This window comes from Mesorhizobium zhangyense, from assembly GCF_011045115.1.
GTDB lineage: Bacteria > Pseudomonadota > Alphaproteobacteria > Rhizobiales > Rhizobiaceae > Mesorhizobium_M > Mesorhizobium_M zhangyense.
In genome coordinates, this window is record NZ_JAAKZG010000008.1 from 169,044 (window position 1) to 193,521 (window position 24,478).

The 24,478-nt window shown below is 62.5% G+C and carries 23 protein-coding genes; 12 read left to right on the plus strand and 11 right to left on the minus strand.

Annotated elements, in window-relative coordinates; all coding sequences use genetic code 11:
• Positions 1 to 8: 8 nt before the first annotated feature.
• The 5 genes from phnD to G6N74_RS19450 form a co-directional block, all read right to left on the minus strand.
• Positions 9 to 926 carry a phosphonate ABC transporter substrate-binding protein gene (phnD, locus tag G6N74_RS19430; protein WP_165119600.1) on the minus strand — a complete coding sequence of 306 codons (918 nt, stop codon included), beginning with the start codon at positions 924 to 926 and terminating at the stop codon, positions 9 to 11.
• 85 nt (positions 927 to 1,011) lie between these two features.
• The gene (gene phnC, locus G6N74_RS19435) at positions 1,012 to 1,854 is read right to left on the minus strand and encodes a phosphonate ABC transporter ATP-binding protein (protein ID WP_205826755.1); all 843 of its coding nucleotides are present in this window, start codon (positions 1,852 to 1,854) and stop codon (positions 1,012 to 1,014) included.
• Positions 1,855 to 2,022: 168 nt separating this feature from the next.
• A complete protein-coding gene (locus G6N74_RS19440; RefSeq protein ID WP_165119602.1) occupies positions 2,023 to 2,439 on the minus strand; it encodes a cupin domain-containing protein in 417 nt (138 codons plus the stop codon).
• Positions 2,440 to 2,452: 13 nt separating this feature from the next.
• Positions 2,453 to 3,304 (minus strand): phosphoenolpyruvate hydrolase family protein, encoded by an 852-nt coding sequence (locus G6N74_RS19445; RefSeq protein ID WP_165119603.1) that lies wholly within the window; start codon positions 3,302 to 3,304, stop codon positions 2,453 to 2,455.
• A 7-nt stretch (positions 3,305 to 3,311) separates the two neighbouring features.
• On the minus strand, positions 3,312 to 4,508 hold the full coding sequence (locus G6N74_RS19450; RefSeq protein WP_165119604.1) for a Tm-1-like ATP-binding domain-containing protein: 1,197 nt from the start codon (positions 4,506 to 4,508) through the stop codon (positions 3,312 to 3,314).
• A gap of 108 nt (positions 4,509 to 4,616) precedes the next feature.
• Here G6N74_RS19450 and G6N74_RS19455 point away from each other — a divergent pair, with 108 nt between their 5' ends.
• From G6N74_RS19455 to G6N74_RS19485, 7 genes are all read left to right on the plus strand, one after another.
• On the plus strand, positions 4,617 to 5,255 hold the full coding sequence (locus G6N74_RS19455) for a TetR/AcrR family transcriptional regulator (RefSeq protein WP_165119605.1): 639 nt from the start codon (positions 4,617 to 4,619) through the stop codon (positions 5,253 to 5,255).
• A 379-nt stretch (positions 5,256 to 5,634) separates the two neighbouring features.
• A complete protein-coding gene (locus G6N74_RS19460) occupies positions 5,635 to 6,945 on the plus strand; it encodes an ABC transporter substrate-binding protein (protein ID WP_165119606.1) in 1,311 nt (436 codons plus the stop codon).
• Positions 6,946 to 7,074: 129 nt separating this feature from the next.
• A complete protein-coding gene (locus tag G6N74_RS19465; protein ID WP_165119607.1) occupies positions 7,075 to 7,980 on the plus strand; it encodes a carbohydrate ABC transporter permease in 906 nt (301 codons plus the stop codon).
• A gap of 1 nt (position 7,981) precedes the next feature.
• Complete coding sequence (locus G6N74_RS19470; RefSeq protein ID WP_165119608.1) at positions 7,982 to 8,941, plus strand: carbohydrate ABC transporter permease; 960 nt, start codon at positions 7,982 to 7,984, stop codon at positions 8,939 to 8,941.
• Positions 8,938 to 9,147, plus strand: a complete 210-nt coding sequence (locus tag G6N74_RS19475; RefSeq protein ID WP_165119463.1) for a hypothetical protein — start codon at positions 8,938 to 8,940, stop codon at positions 9,145 to 9,147. Before G6N74_RS19470 ends, G6N74_RS19475 begins: the two co-directional genes overlap by 4 nt.
• Complete coding sequence (locus tag G6N74_RS19480) at positions 9,144 to 10,253, plus strand: ABC transporter ATP-binding protein (RefSeq protein ID WP_165119609.1); 1,110 nt, start codon at positions 9,144 to 9,146, stop codon at positions 10,251 to 10,253. The genes G6N74_RS19475 and G6N74_RS19480 overlap by 4 nt, the downstream gene beginning before the upstream one ends.
• Positions 10,253 to 11,338, plus strand: a complete 1,086-nt coding sequence (locus G6N74_RS19485) for an ABC transporter ATP-binding protein (protein ID WP_165119610.1) — start codon at positions 10,253 to 10,255, stop codon at positions 11,336 to 11,338. The genes G6N74_RS19480 and G6N74_RS19485 overlap by 1 nt, the downstream gene beginning before the upstream one ends.
• 104 nt (positions 11,339 to 11,442) lie before the next feature.
• On the opposite strand, the gene G6N74_RS19490 is transcribed toward G6N74_RS19485, so the two are convergent.
• On the minus strand, positions 11,443 to 12,501 hold the full coding sequence (locus tag G6N74_RS19490; RefSeq protein WP_165119611.1) for a succinylglutamate desuccinylase/aspartoacylase domain-containing protein: 1,059 nt from the start codon (positions 12,499 to 12,501) through the stop codon (positions 11,443 to 11,445).
• Between the two features lie 162 nt (positions 12,502 to 12,663).
• Between G6N74_RS19490 and G6N74_RS19495 the strand changes: the two genes are divergently transcribed.
• Positions 12,664 to 13,962: an amidase gene (locus G6N74_RS19495; RefSeq protein ID WP_165119612.1), complete on the plus strand. Its 1,299-nt coding sequence runs from the start codon at positions 12,664 to 12,666 to the stop codon at positions 13,960 to 13,962.
• Between the two features lie 1,092 nt (positions 13,963 to 15,054).
• Here G6N74_RS19495 and G6N74_RS19500 read toward each other — a convergent pair.
• The 4 genes from G6N74_RS19500 to G6N74_RS19515 form a co-directional block, all read right to left on the minus strand.
• Positions 15,055 to 16,029, minus strand: a complete 975-nt coding sequence (locus G6N74_RS19500; protein ID WP_165119613.1) for an NAD(P)-dependent oxidoreductase — start codon at positions 16,027 to 16,029, stop codon at positions 15,055 to 15,057.
• 3 nt (positions 16,030 to 16,032) lie between these two features.
• Positions 16,033 to 16,749 (minus strand): FadR/GntR family transcriptional regulator, encoded by a 717-nt coding sequence (locus G6N74_RS19505; RefSeq protein ID WP_165119614.1) that lies wholly within the window; start codon positions 16,747 to 16,749, stop codon positions 16,033 to 16,035.
• 2 nt (positions 16,750 to 16,751) lie between these two features.
• Complete coding sequence (locus G6N74_RS19510; protein ID WP_165119615.1) at positions 16,752 to 17,921, minus strand: mandelate racemase/muconate lactonizing enzyme family protein; 1,170 nt, start codon at positions 17,919 to 17,921, stop codon at positions 16,752 to 16,754.
• A 65-nt stretch (positions 17,922 to 17,986) separates the two neighbouring features.
• Entirely contained in the window at positions 17,987 to 18,874 is an 888-nt protein-coding gene (locus tag G6N74_RS19515) for a sugar phosphate isomerase/epimerase family protein (protein ID WP_165119616.1), read from the minus strand.
• A 384-nt stretch (positions 18,875 to 19,258) separates the two neighbouring features.
• Between G6N74_RS19515 and G6N74_RS19520 the strand changes: the two genes are divergently transcribed.
• The 3 genes from G6N74_RS19520 (at position 19,259) to G6N74_RS19530 (ending at position 22,289) form a co-directional block, all read left to right on the plus strand.
• Complete coding sequence (locus G6N74_RS19520) at positions 19,259 to 20,314, plus strand: sugar phosphate isomerase/epimerase family protein (protein ID WP_165119617.1); 1,056 nt, start codon at positions 19,259 to 19,261, stop codon at positions 20,312 to 20,314.
• Positions 20,315 to 20,515: 201 nt separating this feature from the next.
• The gene (locus G6N74_RS19525) at positions 20,516 to 21,688 is read left to right on the plus strand and encodes a Gfo/Idh/MocA family protein (protein WP_165119618.1); all 1,173 of its coding nucleotides are present in this window, start codon (positions 20,516 to 20,518) and stop codon (positions 21,686 to 21,688) included.
• A 196-nt stretch (positions 21,689 to 21,884) separates the two neighbouring features.
• Positions 21,885 to 22,289, plus strand: a complete 405-nt coding sequence (locus G6N74_RS19530) for a Fur family transcriptional regulator (protein ID WP_165119693.1) — start codon at positions 21,885 to 21,887, stop codon at positions 22,287 to 22,289.
• 16 nt (positions 22,290 to 22,305) lie between these two features.
• Here G6N74_RS19530 and G6N74_RS19535 read toward each other — a convergent pair whose 3' ends face one another.
• Complete coding sequence (locus G6N74_RS19535; protein WP_165119619.1) at positions 22,306 to 22,845, minus strand: TetR/AcrR family transcriptional regulator; 540 nt, start codon at positions 22,843 to 22,845, stop codon at positions 22,306 to 22,308.
• Between the two features lie 81 nt (positions 22,846 to 22,926).
• On the opposite strand from G6N74_RS19535, the gene G6N74_RS19540 reads away from it, so the two are divergent.
• Positions 22,927 to 24,426, plus strand: a complete 1,500-nt coding sequence (locus G6N74_RS19540) for an MFS transporter (protein ID WP_165119620.1) — start codon at positions 22,927 to 22,929, stop codon at positions 24,424 to 24,426.
• Positions 24,427 to 24,478 lie beyond the last annotated feature (52 nt).

A 24,478-nucleotide genomic window follows, 5' to 3' on the forward strand; every position in this document is an offset into this window, starting at 1 on the left:
AAGGGTTCTTAGCCGCCGATCTGCGCCTTGCGGGCGTCGATTATCGGCTGGTAGAAGGCCGGCGTCACTTCGGTGTAGCTGGTGAAGTCGCCGCCCTGGATGGCGGAGAAACAGGCCGGATCGGACTTCGGCAGATCGACCATGAACTGCTTGAACTTTGCCTTCATGTTGGCGTCGATTGCGGTGCGCACGACGATCGGGCCGTTCGGGATCAGCGGCGAGCGCCAGACTTCGTTGAAGTCCTTCATGTCGATCATGCCCTTGGAAACCATCTTGTGCAGGTTGCCCGAGGTGTAGCCTTCGTCGAACGAGCCTACGCCCGAGCCGAAAGTGGTGCCGGCGTCGAACTTGCCGTCCTTGACGGCCAGAACGAGGTTTTCATGGCCGCCGCCGAAACCGGTTTCGCCGAAATAGTCCTTGACCGCGACGTTGCCGATATCCTTGGGCAGCGAGGTGACGGGGATCAGGTAGCCTGAGGTCGAATCCGGGTCGGCAAAGCCGAGCTTCTTGCCCTTCATGTCGGCCAGCGTCTTGATGCCCGAATCCTTGCGGGCGACCATGATCGAATAGTAGCCGGTCGCGCCGTCGGTCTGGACGGTGGTCAGGATCGGCTCGACCGCGTCGGCCTTCGCCAGGTAGATCTTGGCATAGCCCGAGGCGCCGAGCTCGGCATAGTCGAGCGTGCCGCCGAGCAGGCCCTGGATGACGCCGTCATAGTCGGTCGCCGGGAACAGCTTGACTTCCTTGACGCCGATGGCAGCCGGAAGCTTGTCGGCGAGGCACTGGTAGTTGCGCAGGCTGTCGGCTTCGTTTTCGCCGCCGAGAATGCCGACGCGGAACACTTCCGGGCTATCGGCATGAGCGACCGTGGCACCGGCCAGAGTTGCGAGCGCAACCGCGCCCATAAGGGCTTTCCTTGGGAACATGGACGTGTCTCCTGTTAATTCCGATTGATATCGATGTGTCTTGTGCAGAACCGGCCCTTCACGCGGGCGAAACGATCACGGACGCTCAGTGGCCGGCGTAGGCGGGCTCGAGCGATCCGGCGGATTCGAGTTTGCGCAGCCGCTCGGGGCGGATGCTGGTCGAGGTAATGGCCTCGGAGATTTCTTCGCCATTGGCATCGGCGCCGTAGACGAGGCGCACGGCCTCGCGGGTGAGGCTTTCAGGCGCGCCGTCGAACACCACCTTGCCGCCGGCCATGCCGATTATGCGGTTGCAATAGCTGCGCGCCGTGTCCAGCGTGTGCAAATTGGTGATGACGGTGATGCCTTCCCTCAGGTTGATGTCGCGCAGCGAGTCCATCACCACCTTGGCATTCATCGGGTCGAGCGAGGCGATCGGTTCGTCGGCGAGGATCAGCTTCGGCTGCTGCATCAGGGCGCGCGCGATCGCCACGCGCTGCTGCTGGCCACCCGAAAGCGTGCCGGCGCGCTGAAGTGCGGTCGGTGCGATGTCTAGTCGTTCAAGCGCCGCAATCGCCTGGGCACGTTCCTCGTTGGAGAACATGCCGAGCAGGTTCAGTGCGGTGGAACGGTGGTTGAGCCGGCCGAGCAGGACGTTGGTCAGCACGTCGAGGCGCGGCACGAGATTGAACTGCTGGAAGATCATGGCGCAGTCGCGCTGCCATCGCCGCAATGTCGCGCCGCGATGGGCCGACACTTCCGCACCCTCAAAAAAAATCGACCCCTGAGAGGGATCGATAAGACGGTTGATCATGCGCAGAAGGGTCGATTTACCGGCGCCGGAACGGCCGATGATGCCGACCATCTGGCCCTGCTCGATTTCCAGCGCGACGCTGTCGACGGCGGTCTTCTTGCCAAATCGGCGCGAGACGTTTCGGATTTCGAGCATGGCGACTTTCCCGTTCGGCTGTTTCAGCCTCATGGGAGGAACTGGCTATCGGACCAACGTGAAGGCGCGGTGTCAGTTCGATGTCAGTTTTGTTACGCTCCACAGTCGTGACGGCAGTTTTGGCCGCTTTCAATCGATGAAATCGCTACGAAAGCGGGGTTGAAAGCGTCAGGCCCCGCCCGGTGGAACCAGTCTGAAGTCGGGCAGTTCGCGTAGCGCCAGTTCGGGACCTGCGGGCGAATAGACGACGAAAAGCTGCATCGGCCCGTCGCCGGTGTTGGTGGTAGAATGAAACCGGCTTTCCGGCACATAGACGGTGCAGCCCGGCCCCACCTTCTGCACGACCGGATTGCCGGCCTCGTCCTCGACCATCTGCTCGCCGCTGCCGGAAATCACGAAGATGATCTCCTCCGCGCCCGGATGGTTGTGGCGCGTATGGCCCTGGCCCTTCTGCAGGTCGACGACGCCGCCCGAAAAGCGCGCCGCACCATTCACCTCCGGAGCCACCGTCAGCGCCAGCCGGCCCCAGTCGAAGGCGAAGGTGTTCACGTCTTTCGGATAGACGAAATTGCGTTCCTTGCTCATGGCAAACTCCTCCTCAATTCTGGCTTGCGGCCGGCATCAGCGTCAAGCTCTTGAAGCTCGCCGTCTGGTCTTGAATCGCGGCTTCCGCCGGCAGCCGCTCCATCGAGCTTGCGCCGTAGAAGCCGTGGCAGCCGCTCGCCCGTTCGAGAATGTAGCGCGCGTCCTCCGGCATCGAGATCGGCCCGCCATGGCAAAGCACGATGACAGCCTTGCGCGTCGAGCGTGCCGCCTCGGCAATCGCGTCGATCTCCTTCACGCAGTCGTCCAGCGTCTTGGCCGAAGTCGCGCCGATCGAGCCGCCGGTGGTCACGCCCATATGCGCAACGACGATGTCCGCGCCGGCCTTGGTCATGGCGCGGGCCTCGTCGGGGTTGAAGACGTAAGGCGTGGTCAGGAGATCGAGCCCATGCGCCAGCGCGATCATGTCGACCTCTAGGCCGTAGCCCATGCCGGTTTCCTCGAAGCTTTGCCGCATATTGCCGTCGAACAGGCCAATGGTCGGAAAGTTCTGCACGCCGGAGAAACCCATATCCTTCAATTCGGCGAGGAAGCGCGGCATGAGGATGAACGGGTCGGTGCCGTTGACGCCGGCCAAAACCGGCGTGTGCCTGACCACCGGCAGCACCTCGACCGCCATTTCCCTAACGATCTCGTTGGCGTTGCCGTAGGCGAGCAGCCCCGCTGCCGAGCCACGACCCGCCATGCGGTAGCGGCCCGAATTGTAGATGATGATGAGGTCGATGCCGCCCGCTTCCTCGGCCTTGGCCGACAGGCCGGTGCCCGCCCCGCCGCCGACGATCGGCACGCCGCGTTCGATCATGTCGCGGAATTTTTCGAGGATCTTCTTGCGGGGAATGACCGGCATCTGGGTCTCACTGTTTTGCGATGGCAAGGAAGGCAGCGGTTGCCGCCTGCGCGAATTCGGGATCGTTGATATGCAACGGCAGGCGCTCGATGCGCCGGTTCGGCGCCGGCTTCAGGCTCGTCTCTATGGCGTCAAAGAGTGCTTCGTCAGCTTCGGGATCGAAGAAGGCACCGCCCTCGACATCGAGCGCGGAAACACCTTTTTCGGGGATCAGAAAATGCACCGGCCCCTCGCAGGCGCTGAGCTTTTGGCCGATCCATTGGCCGATCTGGCGGCATTCATTCGCGGTCGTGCGCATCAGCGTCACATTGGAATTGTGCTTGTAGAACAGCCGTTCGCGATAGCGCACCGGCACGGTTTCCGGCGCCCAGAAATTTATCATGTCGAGCGCTCCAACCGAGCCGACATAGGGCAGTCTGGTCCGCGCAATGGCATCCAGCCTGTCCTCGCCGGCAGCCAATACACCGCCGAACAAAAGGTCGCAGATTTCCGTCGTGGTGATGTCGATGACGCCGGCGAGCATCGAACTGTCTACCAGCTTTTCCATCGTCCGCCCGCCGGTGCCCGTGGCGTGGAAGACGAGGCAGTCATAGCGGTCGCGCAACCGCTCCGAAATCGCCGTCACGCAAGGCGTGGTGACGCCGAACATCGTCAGCCCGATCGCTGGCCGGCCATCCTCGATTTTGGCGGGGTTGGCGGCCATGCCGGCGATTGCCTGCGCGGCATTCGACAGCACCACGCGGCTGATCCGGTTCAGCCCGGCGAGGTCGGTGATCGACGGCACCATGACGATGTCGGAGACGCCGACGTAAGGCGAGACGTCGCCCGAGGCGAGCGTCGAGACCATGATCTTGGGCAGGCCGAGCGGCAGTTCGCGCATGCCGGCGGTCACGATCGAGGTGCCGCCACCCCCGCCGATGCCGATGATGCCGGCAATGTCGTTGCGCTTGGTGATGAACCGCGAAAAGGCATTCGCCATCGCCGCAACCGCGCGGCCACGGTCGCCGCTGGCGAGTTCCGCCTGGGTCGTGTCCGCGCCATGCTGCACGACCTCGGCAGCGGAAATCTCGGCGTCGATTCCGGCAGGCGTCGTGCCGACATCGACCCGCACCGGCGCCGCACCCAGTGCCGCAATCCGTGCTGCGAGGTAGTCGAGCTCCTCGCCCTTTGTGTCGGCTGTGCCGACCACATAGATGCGCTTCACGGTCCCTCCTGCCGCGACCATTTTCCCCCGTCGCAGCCTGTCTCCGTCATGTTTCCGAACGGCTGATTCAACCATTGCAAATTTTTGAGACGCGCGTATCGTATTGATATGGCAGTCTCACGTCAACAAGCCGAAATCGTCGAAGAAGCCGAGCGCGGCCCCCGGGCGCGCACGCGCCGGCTCATGCTGGATACGGCAATCCGGCTGATGCAGGCCGGCGCGACGCCTTCGGTCAGCGAGGCGGCGGAAGCAGCCGGCGTGTCGCGCGCGACGGCCTATCGTTATTTCCCAAGCCAGGCCGCCCTTGTGCAGGCCGTGGTCGACGAGGGGCTTGGCCCGATCCTCGACTGGCGTTCAAATTCGAAGGACACAGGCGAACGCGTCGCCGATCTCATCGGCACATCGCTGCCGCGCATCGAGGAATTCGAGGCGACCTTCAAGGCCGCGCTGAAGCTGTCGCTGGACCAGTGGGCCCGGCGCCAGGCCGGCACGCTGGGCGCCGAGCCGCAGCTCACGCGCGGTCATCGCGTCGAGCTTCTGCGCGAGGCGATCGCTCCGCTCGGTGGTTTGATTTCGCCCGCGGCAAGCGAGCGGCTGGCGCAGTCGCTGTCGCTCGTTTTCGGCGTCGAGGTGCTGATCGTGCTGAAGGATATGTGGGGTTTGGGCAGCGAGGAAACCCGCTCGGTCGCGCAATGGGCAGCTGCAGCGCTTGTGCGCGCTGCAATCAGCGAGGGTGGTGCGGCATAGAAGAGGCGGCATTGGTCTGCGCAAGCAGGCGTGCAAATCTGGTTCTACCAGATTTGATGTTTTGCTGTGTCGCTAGTGGTCTATGTCTATAACGGATTTCTATCGGTTTCTGACATGCAGAAGCCGGAATAAATATAAAATTCTTGTGAAGCCGTGTCAGGTTAGCCCCGGCTCCATCAAAGAAAGCACTTGACGGCAAAGCGCCAATTGGTAATACCAGATGGACAGGAGGAGCGGATTGGGCATTGTCGCCTAAATCGGTTCAGGGCAGGTCGAGGAGGACCGCGCCCCAAAGCAGCAGCACTGAAAGACTACCCGGAGCAGCGCCGCGCGCTGCCCGACCAAGAGGTAGAGTTGCGCACCACGGGAGGAACGCATAATGCGCAAGACATTGACCGGCCTGCTTGCCGGTATCGGCCTATCGCTAGCCTGCAGCACTTCGGCTTTTTCACAGGAACTGACCATATTCTGGGCGGAATGGGATCCGGCCAACTATCTTCAGGAACTGGTCAACCAGTATGAAGCCGAAACCGGTGTGAAGGTCACCGTCGAAACGACGCCCTGGGCCGATTTCCAGACCAAGACCTTCACCGAATTCAACGCCAAGGGCGATGCCTACGACATGGTCGTCGGTGACTCGCAATGGCTCGGCGCCGGCTCGACCGGCGGTCACTATGTCGACCTGACCGACTTCTTCAAGAAGCACAATCTCGGCGAGGTCATGGCGCCCGCCACCGTCAAGTCCTATGCCGAATATCCCGGCAATAGCGGCAAGTACTGGGCGATCCCGCTCGAGGGTGACGCCGTCGGCTGGTCCTATCGCAAGGACTGGTTCGAGGACCCGAAGGAGAAGGAAGCCTTCAAGGCCAAATATGGCTACGAGCTCGACGTGCCGAAGGACTGGAAGGCGCTGCGCGACATTTCCGAGTTCTTCTATCGCCCGGACGAGAAGCGCTACGGCATCGCCATCTACACCGACAATTCCTATGACGCGATGGCGATGGGCTTCGAAAACGCGCTGTTCAGCTATGGCGGCGAGCTTGGTGATTACACGACCTACAAGGTCGACGGCATCATCAACTCGGACAAGGCGGTCGCTGCCCTCGACGCCTACAAGGAGCTCTACAAGTTCACGCCTCCGGGCTGGGCCAAGACCTTCTTCGTCGAAAACAACCAGGCCATCACCGAAGGCCTGGCGGCAATGAGCATGAACTATTTTGCTTTCTTCCCCTCGCTGCTGAACGAGGCGACCAATCCGCACGCCAAGAACACGGGCTTCTTCGCCAACCCTCCGGGGCCGGATGGCGACCAGTTCGCAGCCCTTGGCGGACAGGGTATTTCGATCGTGTCCTATTCCAAGAACCAGGAAGAGGCGCTGAAATTCCTCGAATGGTTCATCAAGGACGATACCCAGAAGAAGTGGGCCGAACTCGGCGGCTACACCTGCTCGAAGGCCGTGCTTGAATCGGCCGAATTCCAGAACGCCACGCCCTACAACAAGGCCTTCTACGAGACCATGTTCAAGGTGAAGGATTTCTGGGCGGTGCCGGAATATGCCGAACTGCTCCAGCAGCTCAACCAGCGTCTCTATCCGCACATCGTCGGCGGCGAAGGCTCGTCGAAGGAAGTGCTCGACGCGCTGGCCGGCGACTGGAAAGCGACCTTCGCCAAATACGGCCGCGGTCAGTAAACACCTATACCCCTTGGAGGGGGTGCCTAAAGCGCCTCCTCCTTTTCTTTCGCCAGATCCATCGAGGCGCGGCAACAGCGCAGGTCCGGCGGATAAAATATCGGAAGCCTCTCGGAGGAGGAGAGTTTCTTGGCGACAGCAGTCATGACCACGCTCGATCAGCGCACGCGTGCAGCCAGCCGCGGCATGAGCGACATCTCGATCCGCAACCTGTTCATCATTCCGACGATCCTGTTTCTGATCGTCTTCAACATCTTTCCGCTGCTTTACTCGCTCTATTATTCCTTCACCGATTTCCGTGCTTCCACCAACGCGCCGGCCAATTTCGTCGGCCTGCAGAATTATCGCGAGCTTCTGAACGACCCCTTCATCTGGTCGAACTTCGCCATCACCGCCCAATATGTCATCGTCTCGGTCACGGGGCAGGTGCTGGTCGGTTTCGGCGTGGCGATGCTGCTCAACCGCGACATCCCCTTCAAGGGGCTGATCACGACGCTGCTGCTCCTGCCGATGATGCTGTCCATGGCCGTCGTCGGCCTGTTTTGGAAGCTGCTCTACGACCCGTCATGGGGCGTCATCAACTATGCGCTGGGCCTCGGCAATTTCGAGTGGCTGGCCAATCCCAAGATGGCGCTCTACGCGGTCGCTATCACCGATATCTGGATGTGGTCGCCCTTCGTCATGCTGCTGTCGCTCGCCGGCCTGTCGGCGGTGCCAAAGCATCTCTACGAAGCCGCCGCCATCGACCGCGCCGGCTCGTTCTACACCTTCTTCCGCATCACGCTGCCGCTGGTAGCACCCATCCTGATGATCGCCATCATCTTCCGCACCATGGAAGCCTTCAAGACCTTCGATCTGGCCTACATCCTGACCAGCCAGCCGACCACCGAGGTCATATCGATCCGGCTCTACAAGATGGCGTTCCAGGAGTGGCAGACCGGACGGTCCTGCGCGCTCGCCTACATCGTGCTGATCATGGTCATCGCCATCACCAACATCTACGTGAAGTACCTGAACAAAGTGAAGGAGCGCTGAGATGGCTGCAGTTCGCACCGGCAGCGAAATCGCGCTCAACCGCTTTGCCGTCGTCATTGTCCTGATCGTGACGCTGATCTTCCTGGCGCCGATCTACTGGATCACCTCGACCGCCTTCAAGCCGCGCAATCTGGCGACCACGATACCGCCGACTGTGGTCTTCGAGCCCGAGATTTCGCCCTTCGTGAAGCTCTTCACCAAGCGTGCACAACTGCGCTCGGCCCCGACGCCTGAAGAATATGCCGCCGCCCCGTGGTGGGAGCGTCTCGTCTTCGACGGCGGCGAAAAGGTCGTGCGTTCCGGCAAGGGCGAGGTCCAGCTTTCCGGCTATCCCAGCCGCTTCATGAACTCGCTCATCGTGGCCATCACGTCGACCGTGCTCGCGGTCGGCATGGGCACCTTCACCGCCTACGGGTTTTCGCGCTTCAAGGTGAAAGGCGAGCAGGACCTGCTCTTCTTCATCCTGTCGACGCGTATGCTGCCGCCCGTCGTGGTGGCCATCCCGATGTTCCTGATGTACCGCGCGGTCGGCCTCAACGACACGCATTGGGGCCTGATCATCCTCTATACCGCCTTCAACCTTTCCTTCTCGGTCTGGCTCATGAAGGGCTTCATCGACGAGATACCCAAGGAGTATGAGGAGGCGGCCCTTGTCGACGGCTACACGCGCATGGAGGCCTTCTTCAAGATCGTCCTGCCCGAAGCCGCCACCGGCATCGCAGCCACTGCCGTGTTCTGCTTCATCACGGCATGGAACGAATACGCTTTCGCGCTGATCATGACCAACCGCCGCGCCCAGACCGCGCCGCCCTTCATTCCCTCGCAGGTCGGTTCCGGCCTGCCCGACTGGACGGTGATCGCCGCCGGAACCTTCCTGTTCCTGCTGCCGGTAGCGATCTTCACATTCCTCCTGCGCAACCACCTGCTGCGCGGCATGTCCTTCGGAGCGATCCGCAAATGATCCGCAGCGATACTCTTCAGCGCATAGCCGAGATCGTCATGGTGCTGGGCATTATCGCCCTGTGCCAGCCGTGGAACCTGTTCCTGCATCGCTATGGACTGACCGTCATTATTGTCGGCCTGATAACCTTCATGTGCACCAACTGGTTCGGCTCCAAGGTGGTGACCGAAGTGGAAGGCCCGCGCGGCAAGGAGGGCCACTCGTGACCCAGATCGAGCTTCGCGGCATCCAGAAATTCTTCGGCGCCGTTCAGGTCATCAAGGACCTCAACCTCAAGATCGAGGACAATGAATTCATCGTGCTGCTCGGCCAATCCGGTTGCGGCAAGACGACGACGCTGCGCGCCATTGCCGGGCTGGAGACGATCGACGAGGGCGATATCCTCATCGACGGCCAGGCGGTGCAGCATCTCAAATGCTCGGACCGCGACATCGCCATGGTGTTCCAGTCCTTCTCGCTCTACCCGCACATGACGGTCTACGAGAACATAGCCTTTCCGCTGCGGGCGACACGCATGAGCCGCAGCGAAGTGGACAAGGCGGTGCGTGGCATCGCCGGCGTGCTGCGCATCACCGACCTCCTGAACCGCAGACCGTCTGCGCTTTCCGGCGGCGACATGCAGCGCGTGGCTATCGGCCGTGCGCTCGTTCGCCGGCCGAAAGCCATGCTTATGGACGAGCCGATCGGTGCGCTCGACGCCAAGCTGCGCGAGGAGATGCGGGCCGAGATCAAGCGCCTGCATCTGGAGCAGGGCTCGACCACTATCTACGTCACCCACGACCAGGTCGAGGCGATGAGCCTCGCCGACCGCATCGTCATCATGCATGAAGGCATTCTCCAGCAGGTGGGTAGCCCATCGGAGGTCTATTCCTACCCGGCCAATCTCTTCGTCGCCCAGTTCGTCGGCAGCCCGGTCATGAACATCGCCAAGGCCCAGGTCTCGGAGGAGGCGGGTTCGGCCCGCGTCACCGTCGACGGCGCCGAAAAGGGTTTTGCCTTCCCCAATGAACTGCTCGGCAAGATCGACCGCCTCAAGGGCGCCAATGGCAGCCTGGCGCTCGGCATCCGCCCGGAAGGCGTCATGGTCGAGCATCAGGCGCGCGAAGGCTTTCTGCCGGTCGAGGCGCAGATCATCGAGCCGCTCGGCTCCTACGATATCGTCGACCTGAAGCTCGGCTCGCAGATGCTGCGCGCCCGCACGCGCAGCGGCTTCGTCGCCAGCGCCGGCGACAAGGTCTTCGCCCGCATCGACCCGACCCAGGCGCATTTCTTCGACACCAAGAGCGGCAATTCGCTCGGAGTTCGGCTCTGATGGCCCATATCCAGCTGAAGAACATCACGAAAAAGTTCGGCGCACACACCGCGCTCAAGGGCCTCGACCTCGAAATCCAGGACGGCGAGTTCTTCGTCCTTCTCGGCCAGACGGGTGCCGGCAAGACGACGACGCTGCGCCTCATCTCCGGGCTCGAAACGCCGACCGAGGGCGACATCCTCATCGACGGCGTCGATGTCGGTCCATGGGGCGCGGCCGAGCGCGACGTGGCGCTGGTGCTGCAGCAATATTCGCTTTATCCGCGCTACACCGTGCGCGAAAATCTCGAATTCCCGCTGAAGGCGAAAATCCGCCGCCTCGAGCGCGCCGAGATCGATGAGCGCGTCAACCGCGTCGCCAAGACACTGCGCATCGAGCATCTGCTCGACCGCAAGACCGACCGCCTCTCCGGCGGCGAGATGCAGCGCGTTTCCATCGGTCGCGCGATCGTGCGCAAGCCGCGCGTCTTCCTCATGGACGAGCCCCTGTCGGCGCTTGACGCCAAGCTGCGCGAGGCGCTGCGCACCGAACTCAAGAACCTGCAGGTCAATCTCGGCGCGACCTTCCTGTTCGTCACCCACGACCAGATCGAGGCGATGTCGATGGGCGACAAGATCGGCGTTCTCAACGAAGGCCATCTGGTCCAGGTCGGCACGCCGAACGAGATCTACAACAACCCGCTCAACACCTTCGTCGCCCGCTCCGTCGGCTCGCCGCCGATGAACCTGATCGAGGGCGAACTGCGTTCGGGCAAGGCCGTGATGACGCAGAAGAATTTCGAACTGCCCTTTACGGGGGCGACCGGGACGAGCGCGGCGGAAGGGGACCGCCCGCTCGTCTTCGGTATCCGCCCGGAGGACCTGCATCTGGAAGCCGGCGCACCGGTCGAGGCCAAGGTGCACGACGTCGAAAATCACGGCGTCGAAAAAATCCTGACCTTGCGCGTCGGCGACATCATGCTGCGCGCCACCGTTCCGGCCCGCACCGACGTCGCGCTCGAAGATGCGGTGCGGTTTGCCTGGAACCCGAACAAGGTCGTGCTGTTCGATCGCGCCAGCGGCGTCAGCCTGCGCCACGCCGGCTAGAGCGAGATGATTTCTCGTTGAATCGCTATCTCGCTCTAGCGTATTGATTCTGAGCCATGATCTTGTCCGAAAAGTCTGCAACTTTTCGGGTTCATGCTCTAGTTTTACGCCTCCAGCGCGCCCGATCGTGCATCAGCGCTGCGACGGTCGCCCACCAGCTTGACCAGATCGCCCCCCGCCAGTGTCGCGCGTGAGGACCGCCGCGTCAGGATGAAACCCGCCTGCGGCGCAAGCACCTCCACGCGCCCGCCTTCCTCGCCCGGCGCCGTGACGATCGTCGCAATGCGCTGGCCTGCCGCAACCCGGTCGCCCGGCTTGACGTCGTAGAGGACTGCACCGGCGCAGGGCGAGGGCACCATGTCGATATGATCGATCGGCGCGACCTCGCCCTTGAATTCCTTGGGCGTAGTCACCGATTTGTCCTCGACCACGCCGCGCGCCACCAGCAGTCGATAGAGCCCCTCGGCGTCGGCTCCGGCAAGGCCGGTTTCCACATCGAGAATGCCGCGATACTCCACCGTGGTCACGGCGCGACGCTCCAGCCTTGCTTCGCCGGCCGGAAGTTGCAGATAGGGGTAGAGGGCCGCTTCGTCGAAGGAGGCGCCGGAAGCATCGCTCCACAAAATGACCGCCTCGACGCCCATGCAGGCCGCGCAGTCGGCCATCGCCGGCCAAAGTTCCTTTTGCACGTAGAGATAGGGCAGGCCCTCGTCATCGCAGTGAAGGTCGAGCACGATGTCGTGGCCGAGCGACAGTTTCAACAGCCGGGCCTTCAGCCGCTGGTCCGCATGCATCGGTCTGTCGTCGCCGGGCAGCAGGCCGGCGTCCGGCCGGCCGATCAGGGGAAAATCGCGATTGAAATTGGTTCGCGTGCCGAGATGGAAACGGCCCTGGGGTGCGCCGAAAAACTGCTGCGACCGGCCGACTGGATTGGCGCGCGGCACGATGGTCAGCGCGCCGCGTATCCGGCCTTCGGCTTGCGCCTTGCGCAGTTTCGGCATCAGCGCGTCGATCGCCACCACGCCGGGTAACTCATCGCTGTGCAACGCAGCCTGGATATAGGCCGACGGCGCGTCCGGCGATGAGCCGGCAATGCGAAAGACGGGAAATTCATAGCTTATCGCGTCGTCATTGCCCTTTATCGTCTCGATCGTCTTCTGCATCACGCTTCCCGTTTTGTTGCGGCGTTTGTCCTGCCCGGCGCTCCGCTTGCCACAATCGATTCTTCGCGAACCCCGGTTGAATCGAAGAGCGGCCTGTGCGCCTTATGGCGCGCCTGCGCTCTTGTATCGAGCAGCTGGGGGCCGAAGCAAGCCGGGAGAGCCATGCCGTCATCACGCGACCGCCTCGAAGCCACGCTTGCCCGCCTGTTCACGCGCGCCGCCGAAGAGCGTGTCTTCACTAAGCTCTATCCCCAAGCCGCACGCGCAGCCGCCGATGCCTCGGATGCGCGCGACAAGGCCGGCGTCTCGCTCGGGCCGCTGGATGGAAAAATCGTCTCGATCAAGGATCTGTTCGACGTCGCCGCCGAGCCCACCCTTGCCGGTTCTGCCATCCGCCGCGATGTACCGGCGGCAGAGCGGGACGCGCTCATAGTGCGCCGCCTCCGCCAGGCCGGCGCGGTTATCATCGGCAAGACGGCCATGACCGAATTCGCCTTCACCGCCGTCGGCATCAATCCGCATTTCGGCACGCCGGGCAACGCCGCCGATCCGACCCGCATTCCCGGCGGCTGGTCTTCCGGTGCCGGCGTGTCTGCAGCTGAAGGCACCAGCGAAATCGCCATCGGCTCGGACACCGGCGGCTCAGTGCGCATCCCGGCAGCCCTCAACGGTGTGGTCGGCTTCAAGCCGACGGCAAGCCGGATCCCGCTCGACGGCGTTTTCCCTCTGTCCTTCACGTTGGATTCGGTCGGTCCGCTGGCCAAGACTGTCGCGGATTGCGTGCTGGCCGACGCGATCATGGCCGGCGGCGAACCCGTCCCGCTTGTTCCTCTGCCCTTGGCGGGTCTTCGCATAGGCGTACCGAAAGGCCGCCTCCTCGAAGGCTTGGAACCTGCCGTAGCAAGCGGCTTCCAACGATCCCTGAACCTGCTGGAGAAAGGCGGCGCGCGCCTGATCGATCACGCAATAGACGATCTCGTCAGCGCCATGATCGACGCCACCAAAGATGGCACCATAGCAGGCATCGAGGCAGCATCGGTTCACGCCGACTGGCTGGCCGACCCCGAACTGGCAGCACGGGTCGATCCGCGCGTCGCCGGACCGCTGGCGCGCCGCCTGTCCGTGTCCGCCTCCGCTTACATAAAGCTCATCAAGCGGCGCGGCGAACTCGCCCGCGCCATGGATGGGCGCCTCGCTCCCCTCGATGTCCTGGCGCTGCCGACGGTGCCGATCATCGCACCCGAGATCGCGCTGCTCGAAAGTGACCGCGCGCTTCAGGACCGCGCGGACGGCCTTCTGCTGCGCAACCCACAGGTCGCCAACCAGTTCGACCTGACCTCCATCTCGCTGCCCATGCCCGGCATGAGCTTACCCGCCGGCCTGATGCTCTTCGCCCGCCACGGCCACGACCGCCGCCTGCTTGCCATTGCTGCGGCTGTGGAGGCTGCGCTGGGAGATTAACGAGATCGTCATCCCGGAAACCGCAGCGAAGCGAAGGTTATCCGGGATCTATTGGTCAGCGCATCGTCGGACTCGGCTCGGCCCTGACGTCGACGCGGTTTTGCACCGACGAAGCTCTCCGCAATTCCGGCATGGATCCCGGGTCTGCGCATTCGCTTCGCGCATGCTCCGCCCAGGATGACGAGGAAAGGGGTGTCGCCGCTAATCGCAAACGTTGTTTAAGGCCAGAGACGCAATTGCCGGGCGCCAGCGCTGACGATTGGCGAAGGCCAAACATGCCATTCGTCATCCCGGGCGAAGCGAATGCGGAGACCCGGGATCAATGCCTGAATATCTGTGAAGGCCACTGCGGTGCAGGATGATCGACGTTGAAAGTGGAAAAGATTTCACCCAGCTTCCACTCGACCCTTTGTTTTCATTGACCCAGTAAATTTTCTCGCGCCTTGTTTTTCCCCACCCCATCAGCCTTCACCCATAATCCCCCCATCGCTCTTGCGGGACCGGGTTCTGGAACCGGGATCAAGGGGGAGTGGCGGTGACCTCCCGCCCTGGTGTGGTAGCCAGGAACCCGAGGGCCCGACACAGGCCGGCGTCCTGCGGCCGCATGCCCTGGCTGGAAGCTGCAGGCACAAGCCTGTGGCGGAAGGATCGAGGGCAGATCGCGCAGGATGCGGAGAACCCGCGGCGTCTTGTCCATGGAATGTACATGGAGCGGGCGTTGTGACCGGCCGACTTCGGGACAGGTTAGGAACGGTCCGCGCAGCGGACGAAAAGCCAACGATTTGGCTTTTCGAGTGACTAACGAGCGGGGCGCGGAAGTCGCGCCACGTACTAAACACTAGGAAGGCACGGCCAAGCGTCCCGCTTCCCGATCTTTGACAATGGCCAGATGCGAAAGCAGGCGTGGCGATGATGAAGCGCGCCTCTCCCTTCTCCCCTTGTGGGAGAAGGTGGCCGACCCGAAGGGGAGGTCGGATGAGGGGTGTTGGACGGATCGCAGACGCTGGAGTTTCTTCCAGCACCCCTCATCCGTCTTGGCGCTGCGCGCCAATCCACCTTCTCCCACAAGGGGAGAAGGAAGAGGCCGCCGCTTCACCCCCCAAACCGTCGCCGATAGGCCTCCACCGCCTCCGGATTGCGCAGATTGACCGGCAGTTCGCCGCCAAGCACGCGGATTGCCTCCGCCGCGGCACCCGTGCCCATGCGCTCCATGCTCTCTTCGGTGATGCCGGCCATGTGAGGGGTGATGATCACATTCGGGAACGAAAAATAGGGGTGGTCCGGCGGCAGCGGCTGGGTCGAAAACACATCGAGCGCTGCACCTCCGATAGAGCCGTCGCGTAGCGCTTCGATCAGCGCGTCATCGTCGACCACCGGTCCCCGCGAAACATTGATCAGCAGGGCGCCCGGCTTCATACGGCCGATGCGCTCGCGGCTCAGCAGGCCCGTGGTTTCCGGCGTCAGCGGGCAGCAGAGCACGATGATGTCACTTTCTTGGACAAGTTGGTCGACGGTGGCGAAGCGCGCACCCTCCGGCAGGCTTTTCGGATTGCGGCTGTTGGCGATCACGTCGATCCCGAAGCCATCGCGGGCAATGGAAAAGACCGCCCGCCCGACATTGCCCATGCCGATGATACCCATCGTGCGGCCGGCAAGCTCGCCTGCGAAGTTGGCGTGTTCGCGCCCGGCAAGCCAGCCTTGCGCGCGCAGGTCGGTGTCGACGGCACGGAACCGGCGCAGCAGCGCCAGCGTCACGAAGACCACATGCTCGGCGACCGAGCGGGCATTGACGCCTGGCACGTTGGCGATCAGCACGCCGGCCTTGGTTGCTACGTCCACCGGAATCATGTCGAGCCCGGCGCCATGGCGGATCGCCGCGCGCAGCTTCGGTGCGTTCGCAAAAAGGGCAGGGGGCAGCGGCGCGCGCACGATGACGATGTCGGCATTTTCCGCTTCACGCACCAAAGTCGCATCATCCAGCGCCGACGCGATGACCAGATCGCCATGTTCGGCGAGCATTGCCGTTGCCTTCGGATGCAATGCATGGGTGGAAAAGATCGTCGCCACAGATCAGACCTGCTCCGGCTTTCGCTCGGCGTCGCCGGCCTCGACGCCGTCGATGAGGTCTTTCCAGTAGCTCTCGGCGCCTTGCAGATGCGCGCTCATCAACGCCTGCGCGAGATTGCCGTCGCGGCGCAGCAGCGCTTCATAGATCTGGATGTGTTCGGCATGCGAGCGGCGGCCACGTTCGGGGTCGCTGAAATAGATCGGCAGGCGCTCCTCGCCCATCAGGTAATAGACACTGCAGATCTTGTGGAAGACACTGTTCTGGGTCGCCCGCACGATTTCGAGATGGAAATCCCGGTCGAGCTTTCCGAGCGGTTCGCCGCTGGCGAGGCGGTCTTCGGACGCTTTGAGGATTTCGCGCAGCCGCTCATAATTCTCTTCTATTGCGCGCGAACAGGCGAGTTCTGCAGCCTTGATCTCGTGGATCTTGCGCAGTTCCACCGTCTCGTAGATCTGGATCGGGTCGAGCGGCAGGCCGGCCTTGGCAAACAGCGCCATCGCCTCGACGCTGGCCTGCCGCGTTGTCAGATAGATGCCGGACTTCGCCCGCCGTTCGACGATGCGCATCGCTTCCAGAATCGCCAGCGACTCCCGGATCTGGCCGCGGCTGACGGCAAAATGCTCGGCCAGTTCACGCTCCGAGGGCGTGCGCCCGCTTTCTGCGTTGGAGCAGGAGAACAGGTAGGAGGCGAGATCCGCCAGCAGGTTTTTTTCTTTCATCTTCAGGTGCTCTGTGCGTGGGCCTCCAGGAACCGTTCGGAGACCGTGAACCCCAGACCGGGAGAATCGGGGATGGCGATCATACCGTCGCTTGCCTCAACCGTCTCCTCGATCAGATCATGGATCATCGGATTTGCGCCAAGCGAATATTCGATGGTGAAACTGGCGGGCGAGGCGGCGCAAACGTGAAGCCCGGCAAAAAAGCAGGGCGCACCGGCCCACAGATGCGGCGCGAAGCGCAGATTGAAGGCGCTGGCGATGGTGCCGATCTTCATCGCCTCGCTGATGCCGCCGCAAAAGGCGGGATCAGGCTGGAAGATATCGGCCGATTTGAGCACGGCGAGATCGCGGAAGGCATAGCGCGTCGCCTCGCTTTCACCGGTCGCGATCGGCACGCAACCAGCCGCGCGAACCTCCGCCATGCCCTGCTTGTCGTCGGCAATCACCGGCTCCTCGAACCAGGCGAGGTCGCAGTCCGAAACCAGGTTGATGAAACGCTTGGCCTCGGCCACCGTGTAGGTGCCATGCGCATCGACCATGATCTCGACATCCGGGCCGAGCGCCTTGCGGGCAGCTCGCACGCGCGCTGCCGAAATATGCGGCGCCCCGTCCATGGCGCCGACGCGCATCTTCACCGCCTTGAACCCGCCGCGGTCGATATAGGATTTGAGCTGGTCGCCGATTGTCTCCGCATTCGCCCAGCCGCCGGAGGCATAGGCCGGCATGCGCTCCAGCTTGCGCCCGCCGAGCAGTCGCCAGACCGGTTGCCCGAGCGACTTGCCCAGAATATCCCAAAGCGCAATGTCGACGGCGCTGATGGCGGCGATGGAGAGGCCGCGTCGCGCCAGCTGCGGCATTGCATGGCCGGACGCGGAAGCGGATTCGTGCCGCACGCCGTTGTAGAGCATCTCCCAGATCACGCCGATGTCACCGGCCTCGCGACCGATCAGTTGCGGGCCGATCTCGTGGTTGAGCATATGGACGAGCGCGCCATACGTGCCGGCACTGCCGGCGGCGTTCTTGCCTTCGCCCCAGCCGACGAGACCATCGTCGGTCTCGATGCGCAGGATCGCGGCGTCGAAGGTTTGAACCTGCCCGAAGTCGCTGCGGTGCTGGCGATCTGCTGCGATGGGTATGCGGACCCACCATGCCTGTACGTGCTTTATGCGCATAATTCTCCCCAGCCCTTCCGCCGTGTCCGGGCGAAAGGGCTCAAAATTGCCGGTCTGCCGGCGTCCTACTTGATCAGCGGCAGAATGGTTTCCGCCGTAATGCGCATCTGGTCGGCATAGAAGTCTTCGGTCAGAAGGCTTGAGCCGTGGTCCTGAATGAATTTGAGCTGCTCCGGCGGTATGTCGACCGGATTGCGCTCCACCATCGTCGGGTATTTGTTGGCCGGCGTGCGGTCGACGGGCGCGACGAACTCGTTGGTGACGGCTCCGTCGTAGCCGATCTCTCTCAGCGTGCCGATGATCTTCGGCCAGTCGAGTTGGCCGAGTCCTGCGGCAAAGCGGTTGTTGTCGGCGACATGGAAGTCGAACAGGCGCTTTCCGGCGAGCCGGATCGCGTCATACATGTTCTCTTCCTCGATATTGAGGTGGAACGCATCGAGGCAGACGCCGCATTCAGGGCTTACCGCGTCGGCCAGCGCCAGGGCTTGGGACGCGCGGTTGAAAAAATAGGTCTCGAAGCGGTTCAGCGGCTCGACCGCGATCCGCACGCCTTTCTTCTGTGCATGGGCGAAGCACTCGCGGGTGGCGTCGACCACCCATTTCCACTCTTCTTCCTCGGTGCCGTCCGGCACCACCTTGCCGACGGTCGCAGGCACCAGCGTGATGATCTCACCGTCGAGCTCGCTGACCATGGTGATGACGCTTTTCACGTAATCGACCGAACGCGCGCGCTGGCCTTCGTCCTTGGCAGCAAGATTGCGCTCGCCCAGCGTCAGCGTCACCGCACCCCAGCAGCGAATGCCATGCTCCTTGAGCAGGGCGCGCGTTTCCTTGACGTCGTACTGCGTCGGCTCGCCGGAGATTTCGATGCTCTCGTAGCCGTATTTCTTGATCCGCGCGAGCGTCTTGGCCAGCGGCTCGGCGCGCATCCAGTTATGCGTCGAAAGATGCATGATCGTTCCTTTTCAAACATTCGCCTGCAATCAGCCCCGCCGAAAGGCGAAACAACTTCTCCTCCCCACAAGGCGCGCAGTTTTGCAAACTGGTTCGACCAATTGGGTATGAGAGGTTTACTAGACGATTTCCAAAAAGCCCGCAAGACGGTGACGAAAATCAACTGCGGTTTCAACTAACATGCTGATATAAAAAGGTATAATTTCGAGTCCTGCAAAAAATGGATGTCCGGTGGTTTTGAATGCTCGACTTGACCAAAAAAATCAATTTGGTATTACCAGAGAGGCTGTTGATAGACAAAGACATTTGCGCGAACTGGCCGATGGTTTGATGTAACCTGCGGCTGTGGATACGTTGCGCGGTTGAGGAGAGGGAGGAACAAAATGGCCACCACATTGAAAGGCCCGGGGATTTTTCTGGCGCAGTTTGCGGGAGATGCAGCCCCCTTCAATTCGTTGAAGAGCATTGCCGAATGGGCCGCCGGGCTCGGCTACAAGGGCGTGCAGATACCGACCTGGGACGGACGGCTGTTCGACCTCAAGAAGGCTGCGTCGTCCAAGACATATTGCGACGAGGTGAAAGGCACCTGCGCCGAGGCTGGCGTCGAGATCACCGAACTGTCGACGCATCTTCAGGGCCAGCTGGTCGCGGTGCATCCGGCCTATGACAGCCAGTTCGACGGCTTCGCGCCGGCCGCGGTCCACAACAATCCCAAGGCACGGCAGAAATGGGCGGTCGAGCAGATGAAGTTCGGCGCCAAGGCGTCGAAGAATCTCGGCCTCAAGGCGAGCGTTTCCTTCACCGGCGCGCTGGCGTTCCCCTATCTCTATCCGTGGCCGCAGCGGCCCGCCGGCCTGATCGAGGAAGCCTTTGGCGAACTCGGCAAGCGCTGGAAGCCGATCCTCGATGCTTATGAAGATGCCGGCGTCGATCTCTGCTACGAGATCCATCCCGGTGAGGATGTCTTCGACGGCGTGACCTTCGAGATGTTCCTCGATGCGGTCGGCGGCCACAAGCGCTGCAACATCAACTACGACCCTTCGCATTTCCTGCTGCAGCAGCTCGATTATCTCGCCTTCATCGACATCTACCATGAGCGCATCAAGGCGTTTCATGTGAAGGACGCTGAGTTCAATCCGGACGGCCGCCAAGGCGTCTATTCCGGCTATCAGGGCTGGGTCGGCCGCGCCGGGCGCTTCCGCTCGCTTGGCGACGGCCAGGTCGATTTCGGTGGCATCTTCTCCAAGCTCGCCGCCTACAATTATGACAGCTGGGCGGTGCTGGAGTGGGAATGCTGCCTGAAGCACCCGGAAGTCGGTGCAGCCGAAGGTGCGCCATTCATCGACCACCACATCATCCGCGTGACGGAAAAGGCGTTCGACGATTTCGCCGGCGGAGCGACCGACAAGAAGCTGCTGCGGGCGATGATGGGGATTTGAGCGCCGGTTCCCTCCCCCTTGAGGGGAGGGTGGCGGCAAAGCCGCCGGGTGGGGTCGCCGCGGCAGTGCGCGACGTCCCTTTATCCGGATGAACGAGACAGCGAGGTCGAGACTTTCATCGACGACCCCACCCCGGACGGCTTCGCCGTCCGACCCTCCCCTCAAGGGGGAGGGGGCGTCATTACAGTCAAGGAGGACATCATGGTCAGCGGCACGAAAATCGAATCTGGCGGCGGACCGATCCGCTACGGCATGGTCGGCGGCGGGCAGGGCGCCTTCATCGGCGGCGTGCATCGTATTGCGGCACGCATCGATGGCGAGTTCGTGCTGGTTGCCGGCGCGCTGTCGTCCAGCCCCGAAAGAGCCAAGGCATCCGGCGCGGAGCTCGGCCTTGATCCCGAGCGCAACTACGGCTCGTTTCAGGAAATGGCCAAGGCCGAGGCCAGGCGTCCGGACGGCATCGAGGCGGTCGCGATCGTGACGCCGAACCACATGCACTACCCCGCCGCCAAGGCATTCCTGGAAGCCGGCATCCACGTCATCTGCGACAAGCCGCTTACCTCGACGCTGGCCGATGCGAAAAAGCTAGCGGCATTGGTGGAAAAGTCGGGCAAGGTGTTCGTGCTCACCCACAATTACACCGGCTATCCGATGATCCGGCAGGCCCGCGAAATGATCCAGAAGGGCCAGCTTGGCGACATCCGCGTGGTGCAGGCCGAGTATCCGCAGGACTGGCTGACTGAAAAGGCGGAAGACACTGGCTCGAAGCAGGCCGCCTGGCGGGTCGATCCGAAACAGTCCGGCGTTGGCGGCTCGACCGGCGATATCGGCACCCATGCCTATAACCTTGCCCGCTTCGTTACCGGGCTTGAACTCGACAGCCTGTCGGCCGATCTCGACGCCTTCGTCAAGGGCCGCCTGCTCGACGACAACGCTCACGTCATGCTGCGCTTCAAGGGCGGTGCGAAGGGGATGATCTGGGCAAGCCAGGTCGCGCCCGGTAACGAGAACGGGCTGAAGCTGCGTGTCTACGGCACCAAGGGCGGCATCGAATGGGTGCAGGCCGACCCGAATTATCTCTGGTTCACGCCCTTCGGCGAGCCCAAGCGGCTGATCACGCGCGGTGGTGCTGGTGCCGGACCTGCGGCAGCCCGCGTCAGCCGCGTGCCGCCCGGCCACCCCGAAGGCTATCTCGAAGGCTTTGCCACGATCTACGCCGAAGCCGCCCGGGCCATTCGCGCGGCGCGCAAGAAGAATGGCAAACCGGCCAAGGATGTCGTCTATCCAACGGTGCAGGACGGTGTCGAAGGCGTTGCCTTCGTCGAGGCTTGCGTGAAATCGTCGAAGAAAAACGCGGCCTGGACAAAGCTGTAATCGAGGGCAGGGGCAAACAGGCGGCGGCCGGAGCGATCCCGCTGCCGTTTTCGTGATGCGCGTTCAGCGGTCATCGCTTTGCCGATCGAGACAGTGGCAAAATCCGTGGCCGATCGCTATTTGATGTCTGATGAATGACATTGCAGGCGTTTCAGGCGAAGATGCCAGGCAAGGCAAACGGATTGAAGGCACCATCATGGCGGCAAGGGATACGCTGACGAAGAACCAGTTGCGCGTGCTCGAAAAACTCGAGGCGTCGACCGGGCCGCTCAGCGCCTACACTTTGCTGGATCTCCTGCGCGAACAGGGTTTTCGCGCGCCCTTGCAGGTCTATCGTGCGCTCGATGGGTTGATGAATGCCGGCTTCGTCCATCGGCTCGAAAGCATGAACGCCTTCGTTGCCTGCGCCGAGCCGCACGACCACAGCCACCGCATGATCGCCTTCGCCATCTGCGATAAATGCGGACAGGTGTCCGAGTTTTCCGATGAGGTCGTCGGCAAGCAACTCGACCAGTGGGTCGGCTCGACCGGCTTCGCCGCCAAAAAAGCGGTCATAGAGTTCCGCGGCACCTGCGCCAAATGCGCGGCTATGGCTGCGTAGGGGCTGCAACGCGCCGTTATCGAACGATCGACAGCATATCTGCAAACAGCGCGTTCCATTGCGCCTCGTCGAGATCGATCAGCCCCAACGTTCGCAGCATGAAGGCGCCTTCTCCGGCGAGAAATGCAAGGGCCGCATCCCTGTCCGCCTTCTTCGTCATGTCCAGCCCGGAGAGACGGCTTGTATACCATTCCCGCGAAGCGGCTACCTGATCGGGCCGTTGGAGAAGCGCGGTCATCATGACTGCTGAGCGAGAATATTCCGCCTCGTCGCTGTCGCGTGTCGCTTCCAGGTGTCCTCTGATGATCGATCGCGCTGACCGGTCTGCGCCGATCCGCTCCATCACGTCGCGATCGAAGGATTCGCCCCAGCGCTGGATCATCGACCGGATCAAATTCTCTTTGGTACCGAAGCAATATTGAACGCCGCTCTTGGTGATATCGGCAGCCTTGGCCACGGCTTCGAAGCTTAGCGACGCTGCGCCGGTCTGCGCCACGATCGCCTCGGCGGCATCCAGAACCTTTTCCCGATCGATGCTTCGCGGACGTCCAGCCATTTTGCCTCTTCCATTTCAATACGGTCGTATTTATATCGACAGTCATGCGCCGACAATCGCGCATGTTAAAGGAACTATCCGATGTCGCACCAAAACAGATGGCTTGTTCTGGGCATAGTTTCCAGCGCGCTTTTCCTGATCGTCATCGACATGACGGTGCTTTATACAGCGCTGCCTACGCTTACGCACGACCTTGCAGCCACTGCCACTGAAAAGCTCTGGATCGTGAACGCCTATCCGCTGGTCGTGGCCGGGCTGCTGCCGGGGCTGGGCGCCCTTGGCGACAGGCTAGGCCACAAGCAGATGTTCATGGCAGGGCTTGCGGTTTTTGGGGCGGCGTCGCTGGCAGCGGCATTCGCGCCTTCGTCCGGCGCGTTGATCGCGGCGCGCGTGTTTCTGGCGGTCGGTGCCGCCATGATGATGCCCGCCACCCTCTCGCTGATCCGCCTTACCTTCAAGGACGAGAAGGAACGCGCTTTTGCAATCGGTATCTGGGCTGCGGTCGCGTCCGGCGGGGCCGCCCTCGGTCCGGTCGTTGGCGGACTGTTGCTCGAGTATTTCTGGTGGGGTTCGGTCTTCCTGATCAATGTTCCGATCGTACTCGTGGCGCTGCTCGCAAGCGCTTTGCTACTGGCCACGCGCCCTGGTGACGCGAGCCGCCCGTGGGATCTTGTCGGCTCGATACAGGTCATGGTCGGTCTGATAGGCATCGTCTACGCGGTCAAGGAAATCAGCAAACGCGATCCGTCATGGATCATGGTTGCGGCTACCTTCCTGATCGGCGCTGCCGCGATGATCGTGTTCGTACGCCGGCAGCGCCGGAGTGCGGCGCCGCTGATCGACTTCTCCCTTTTCGGCAACCCGCGTTTCTCGTCGGGCGTGGCGACCGCCCTTGTGGCATCGGGAGCGCTTGTCGGTGTCGAGCTGGTGTTCAGCCAGAGGCTCCAGCTCGTGCTGGGCTATTCGCCGCTCGAGGCAGGTCTGCTGATCCTGCCGATCCCGCTGGCCGCTTTCATCGCTGGCCCGCTTACGGGACTGGCTCTGCCTTACATCGCTCCGACCCGCATCCTGATAGGTGCTCTCGTGCTGACCGGCCTCGGCCTGGCGGGATTTCTTCTCGCCTATAACGGGCAGACGGCTGTGTGGCTTGCCCCGCTAGCGGTGATGGGCTTCGGGGTCGGCGCGGCGATGACGGCGGCCTCCAGCGCAATCATGCTTTCGGCTCCGGAAGAGCGGGCAGGCATGGCAGCGTCGGTCGAGGAAGTGTCCTACGAGCTCGGCGGCGCGCTCGGCATCGCGCTGCTCGGCAGTCTCATGTCGATCCTGTATACGCGCGCAATGACCCTTCCCGAGGGCATCGCGATAGCTTCGCAAGCGCGCGACAGTCTTGATGAAGCCCTCATGCTGGCCGCCGGACTGGAAAGCGATCAGTCGCTGCAGGTAGCGACCCTTGCTCGATATGCTTTCGATCAGGCCTTTGTGGGCGTGATCATCACAGCAATCGCATGTCTGCTGCTGGTGGCGGCGCTGGTGTGGAAAGTGTCACGAAAGCCGGACAAGTCCTTCGTACATGAACGATGAGTTCGGCGTTGCCATCACAAGACCTGCTTCCTCGCTGGAGTGAATATCGTCT

Excerpts from the sequence above, each read along its gene's own strand:
- G6N74_RS19475 (WP_165119463.1), top strand. The coding sequence starts at position 8,938 with ATGATCCGCAGCGATACTCTTCAGCGCATAGCCGAGATCGTCATGGTG.
- G6N74_RS19520 (WP_165119617.1), top strand. The coding sequence starts at position 19,259 with ATGGCCACCACATTGAAAGGCCCGGGGATTTTTCTGGCGCAGTTTGCG.
- G6N74_RS19525 (WP_165119618.1), top strand. The coding sequence starts at position 20,516 with ATGGTCAGCGGCACGAAAATCGAATCTGGCGGCGGACCGATCCGCTAC.
- G6N74_RS19455 (WP_165119605.1), top strand. The coding sequence starts at position 4,617 with ATGGCAGTCTCACGTCAACAAGCCGAAATCGTCGAAGAAGCCGAGCGC.
- G6N74_RS19460 (WP_165119606.1), top strand. The coding sequence starts at position 5,635 with ATGCGCAAGACATTGACCGGCCTGCTTGCCGGTATCGGCCTATCGCTA.
- G6N74_RS19535 (WP_165119619.1), bottom strand. The coding sequence starts at position 22,845 with ATGGCTGGACGTCCGCGAAGCATCGATCGGGAAAAGGTTCTGGATGCC.
- G6N74_RS19470 (WP_165119608.1), top strand. The coding sequence starts at position 7,982 with ATGGCTGCAGTTCGCACCGGCAGCGAAATCGCGCTCAACCGCTTTGCC.
- G6N74_RS19445 (WP_165119603.1), bottom strand. The coding sequence starts at position 3,304 with ATGCCGGTCATTCCCCGCAAGAAGATCCTCGAAAAATTCCGCGACATG.
- G6N74_RS19495 (WP_165119612.1), top strand. The coding sequence starts at position 12,664 with ATGCCGTCATCACGCGACCGCCTCGAAGCCACGCTTGCCCGCCTGTTC.
- G6N74_RS19530 (WP_165119693.1), top strand. The coding sequence starts at position 21,885 with ATGGCGGCAAGGGATACGCTGACGAAGAACCAGTTGCGCGTGCTCGAA.
- G6N74_RS19485 (WP_165119610.1), top strand. The coding sequence starts at position 10,253 with ATGGCCCATATCCAGCTGAAGAACATCACGAAAAAGTTCGGCGCACAC.
- G6N74_RS19515 (WP_165119616.1), bottom strand. The coding sequence starts at position 18,874 with ATGCATCTTTCGACGCATAACTGGATGCGCGCCGAGCCGCTGGCCAAG.
- G6N74_RS19505 (WP_165119614.1), bottom strand. The coding sequence starts at position 16,749 with ATGAAAGAAAAAAACCTGCTGGCGGATCTCGCCTCCTACCTGTTCTCC.
- phnD (WP_165119600.1), bottom strand. The coding sequence starts at position 926 with ATGTTCCCAAGGAAAGCCCTTATGGGCGCGGTTGCGCTCGCAACTCTG.
- G6N74_RS19440 (WP_165119602.1), bottom strand. The coding sequence starts at position 2,439 with ATGAGCAAGGAACGCAATTTCGTCTATCCGAAAGACGTGAACACCTTC.
- phnC (WP_205826755.1), bottom strand. The coding sequence starts at position 1,854 with ATGCTCGAAATCCGAAACGTCTCGCGCCGATTTGGCAAGAAGACCGCC.
- G6N74_RS19540 (WP_165119620.1), top strand. The coding sequence starts at position 22,927 with ATGTCGCACCAAAACAGATGGCTTGTTCTGGGCATAGTTTCCAGCGCG.
- G6N74_RS19490 (WP_165119611.1), bottom strand. The coding sequence starts at position 12,501 with ATGCAGAAGACGATCGAGACGATAAAGGGCAATGACGACGCGATAAGC.
- G6N74_RS19510 (WP_165119615.1), bottom strand. The coding sequence starts at position 17,921 with ATGCGCATAAAGCACGTACAGGCATGGTGGGTCCGCATACCCATCGCA.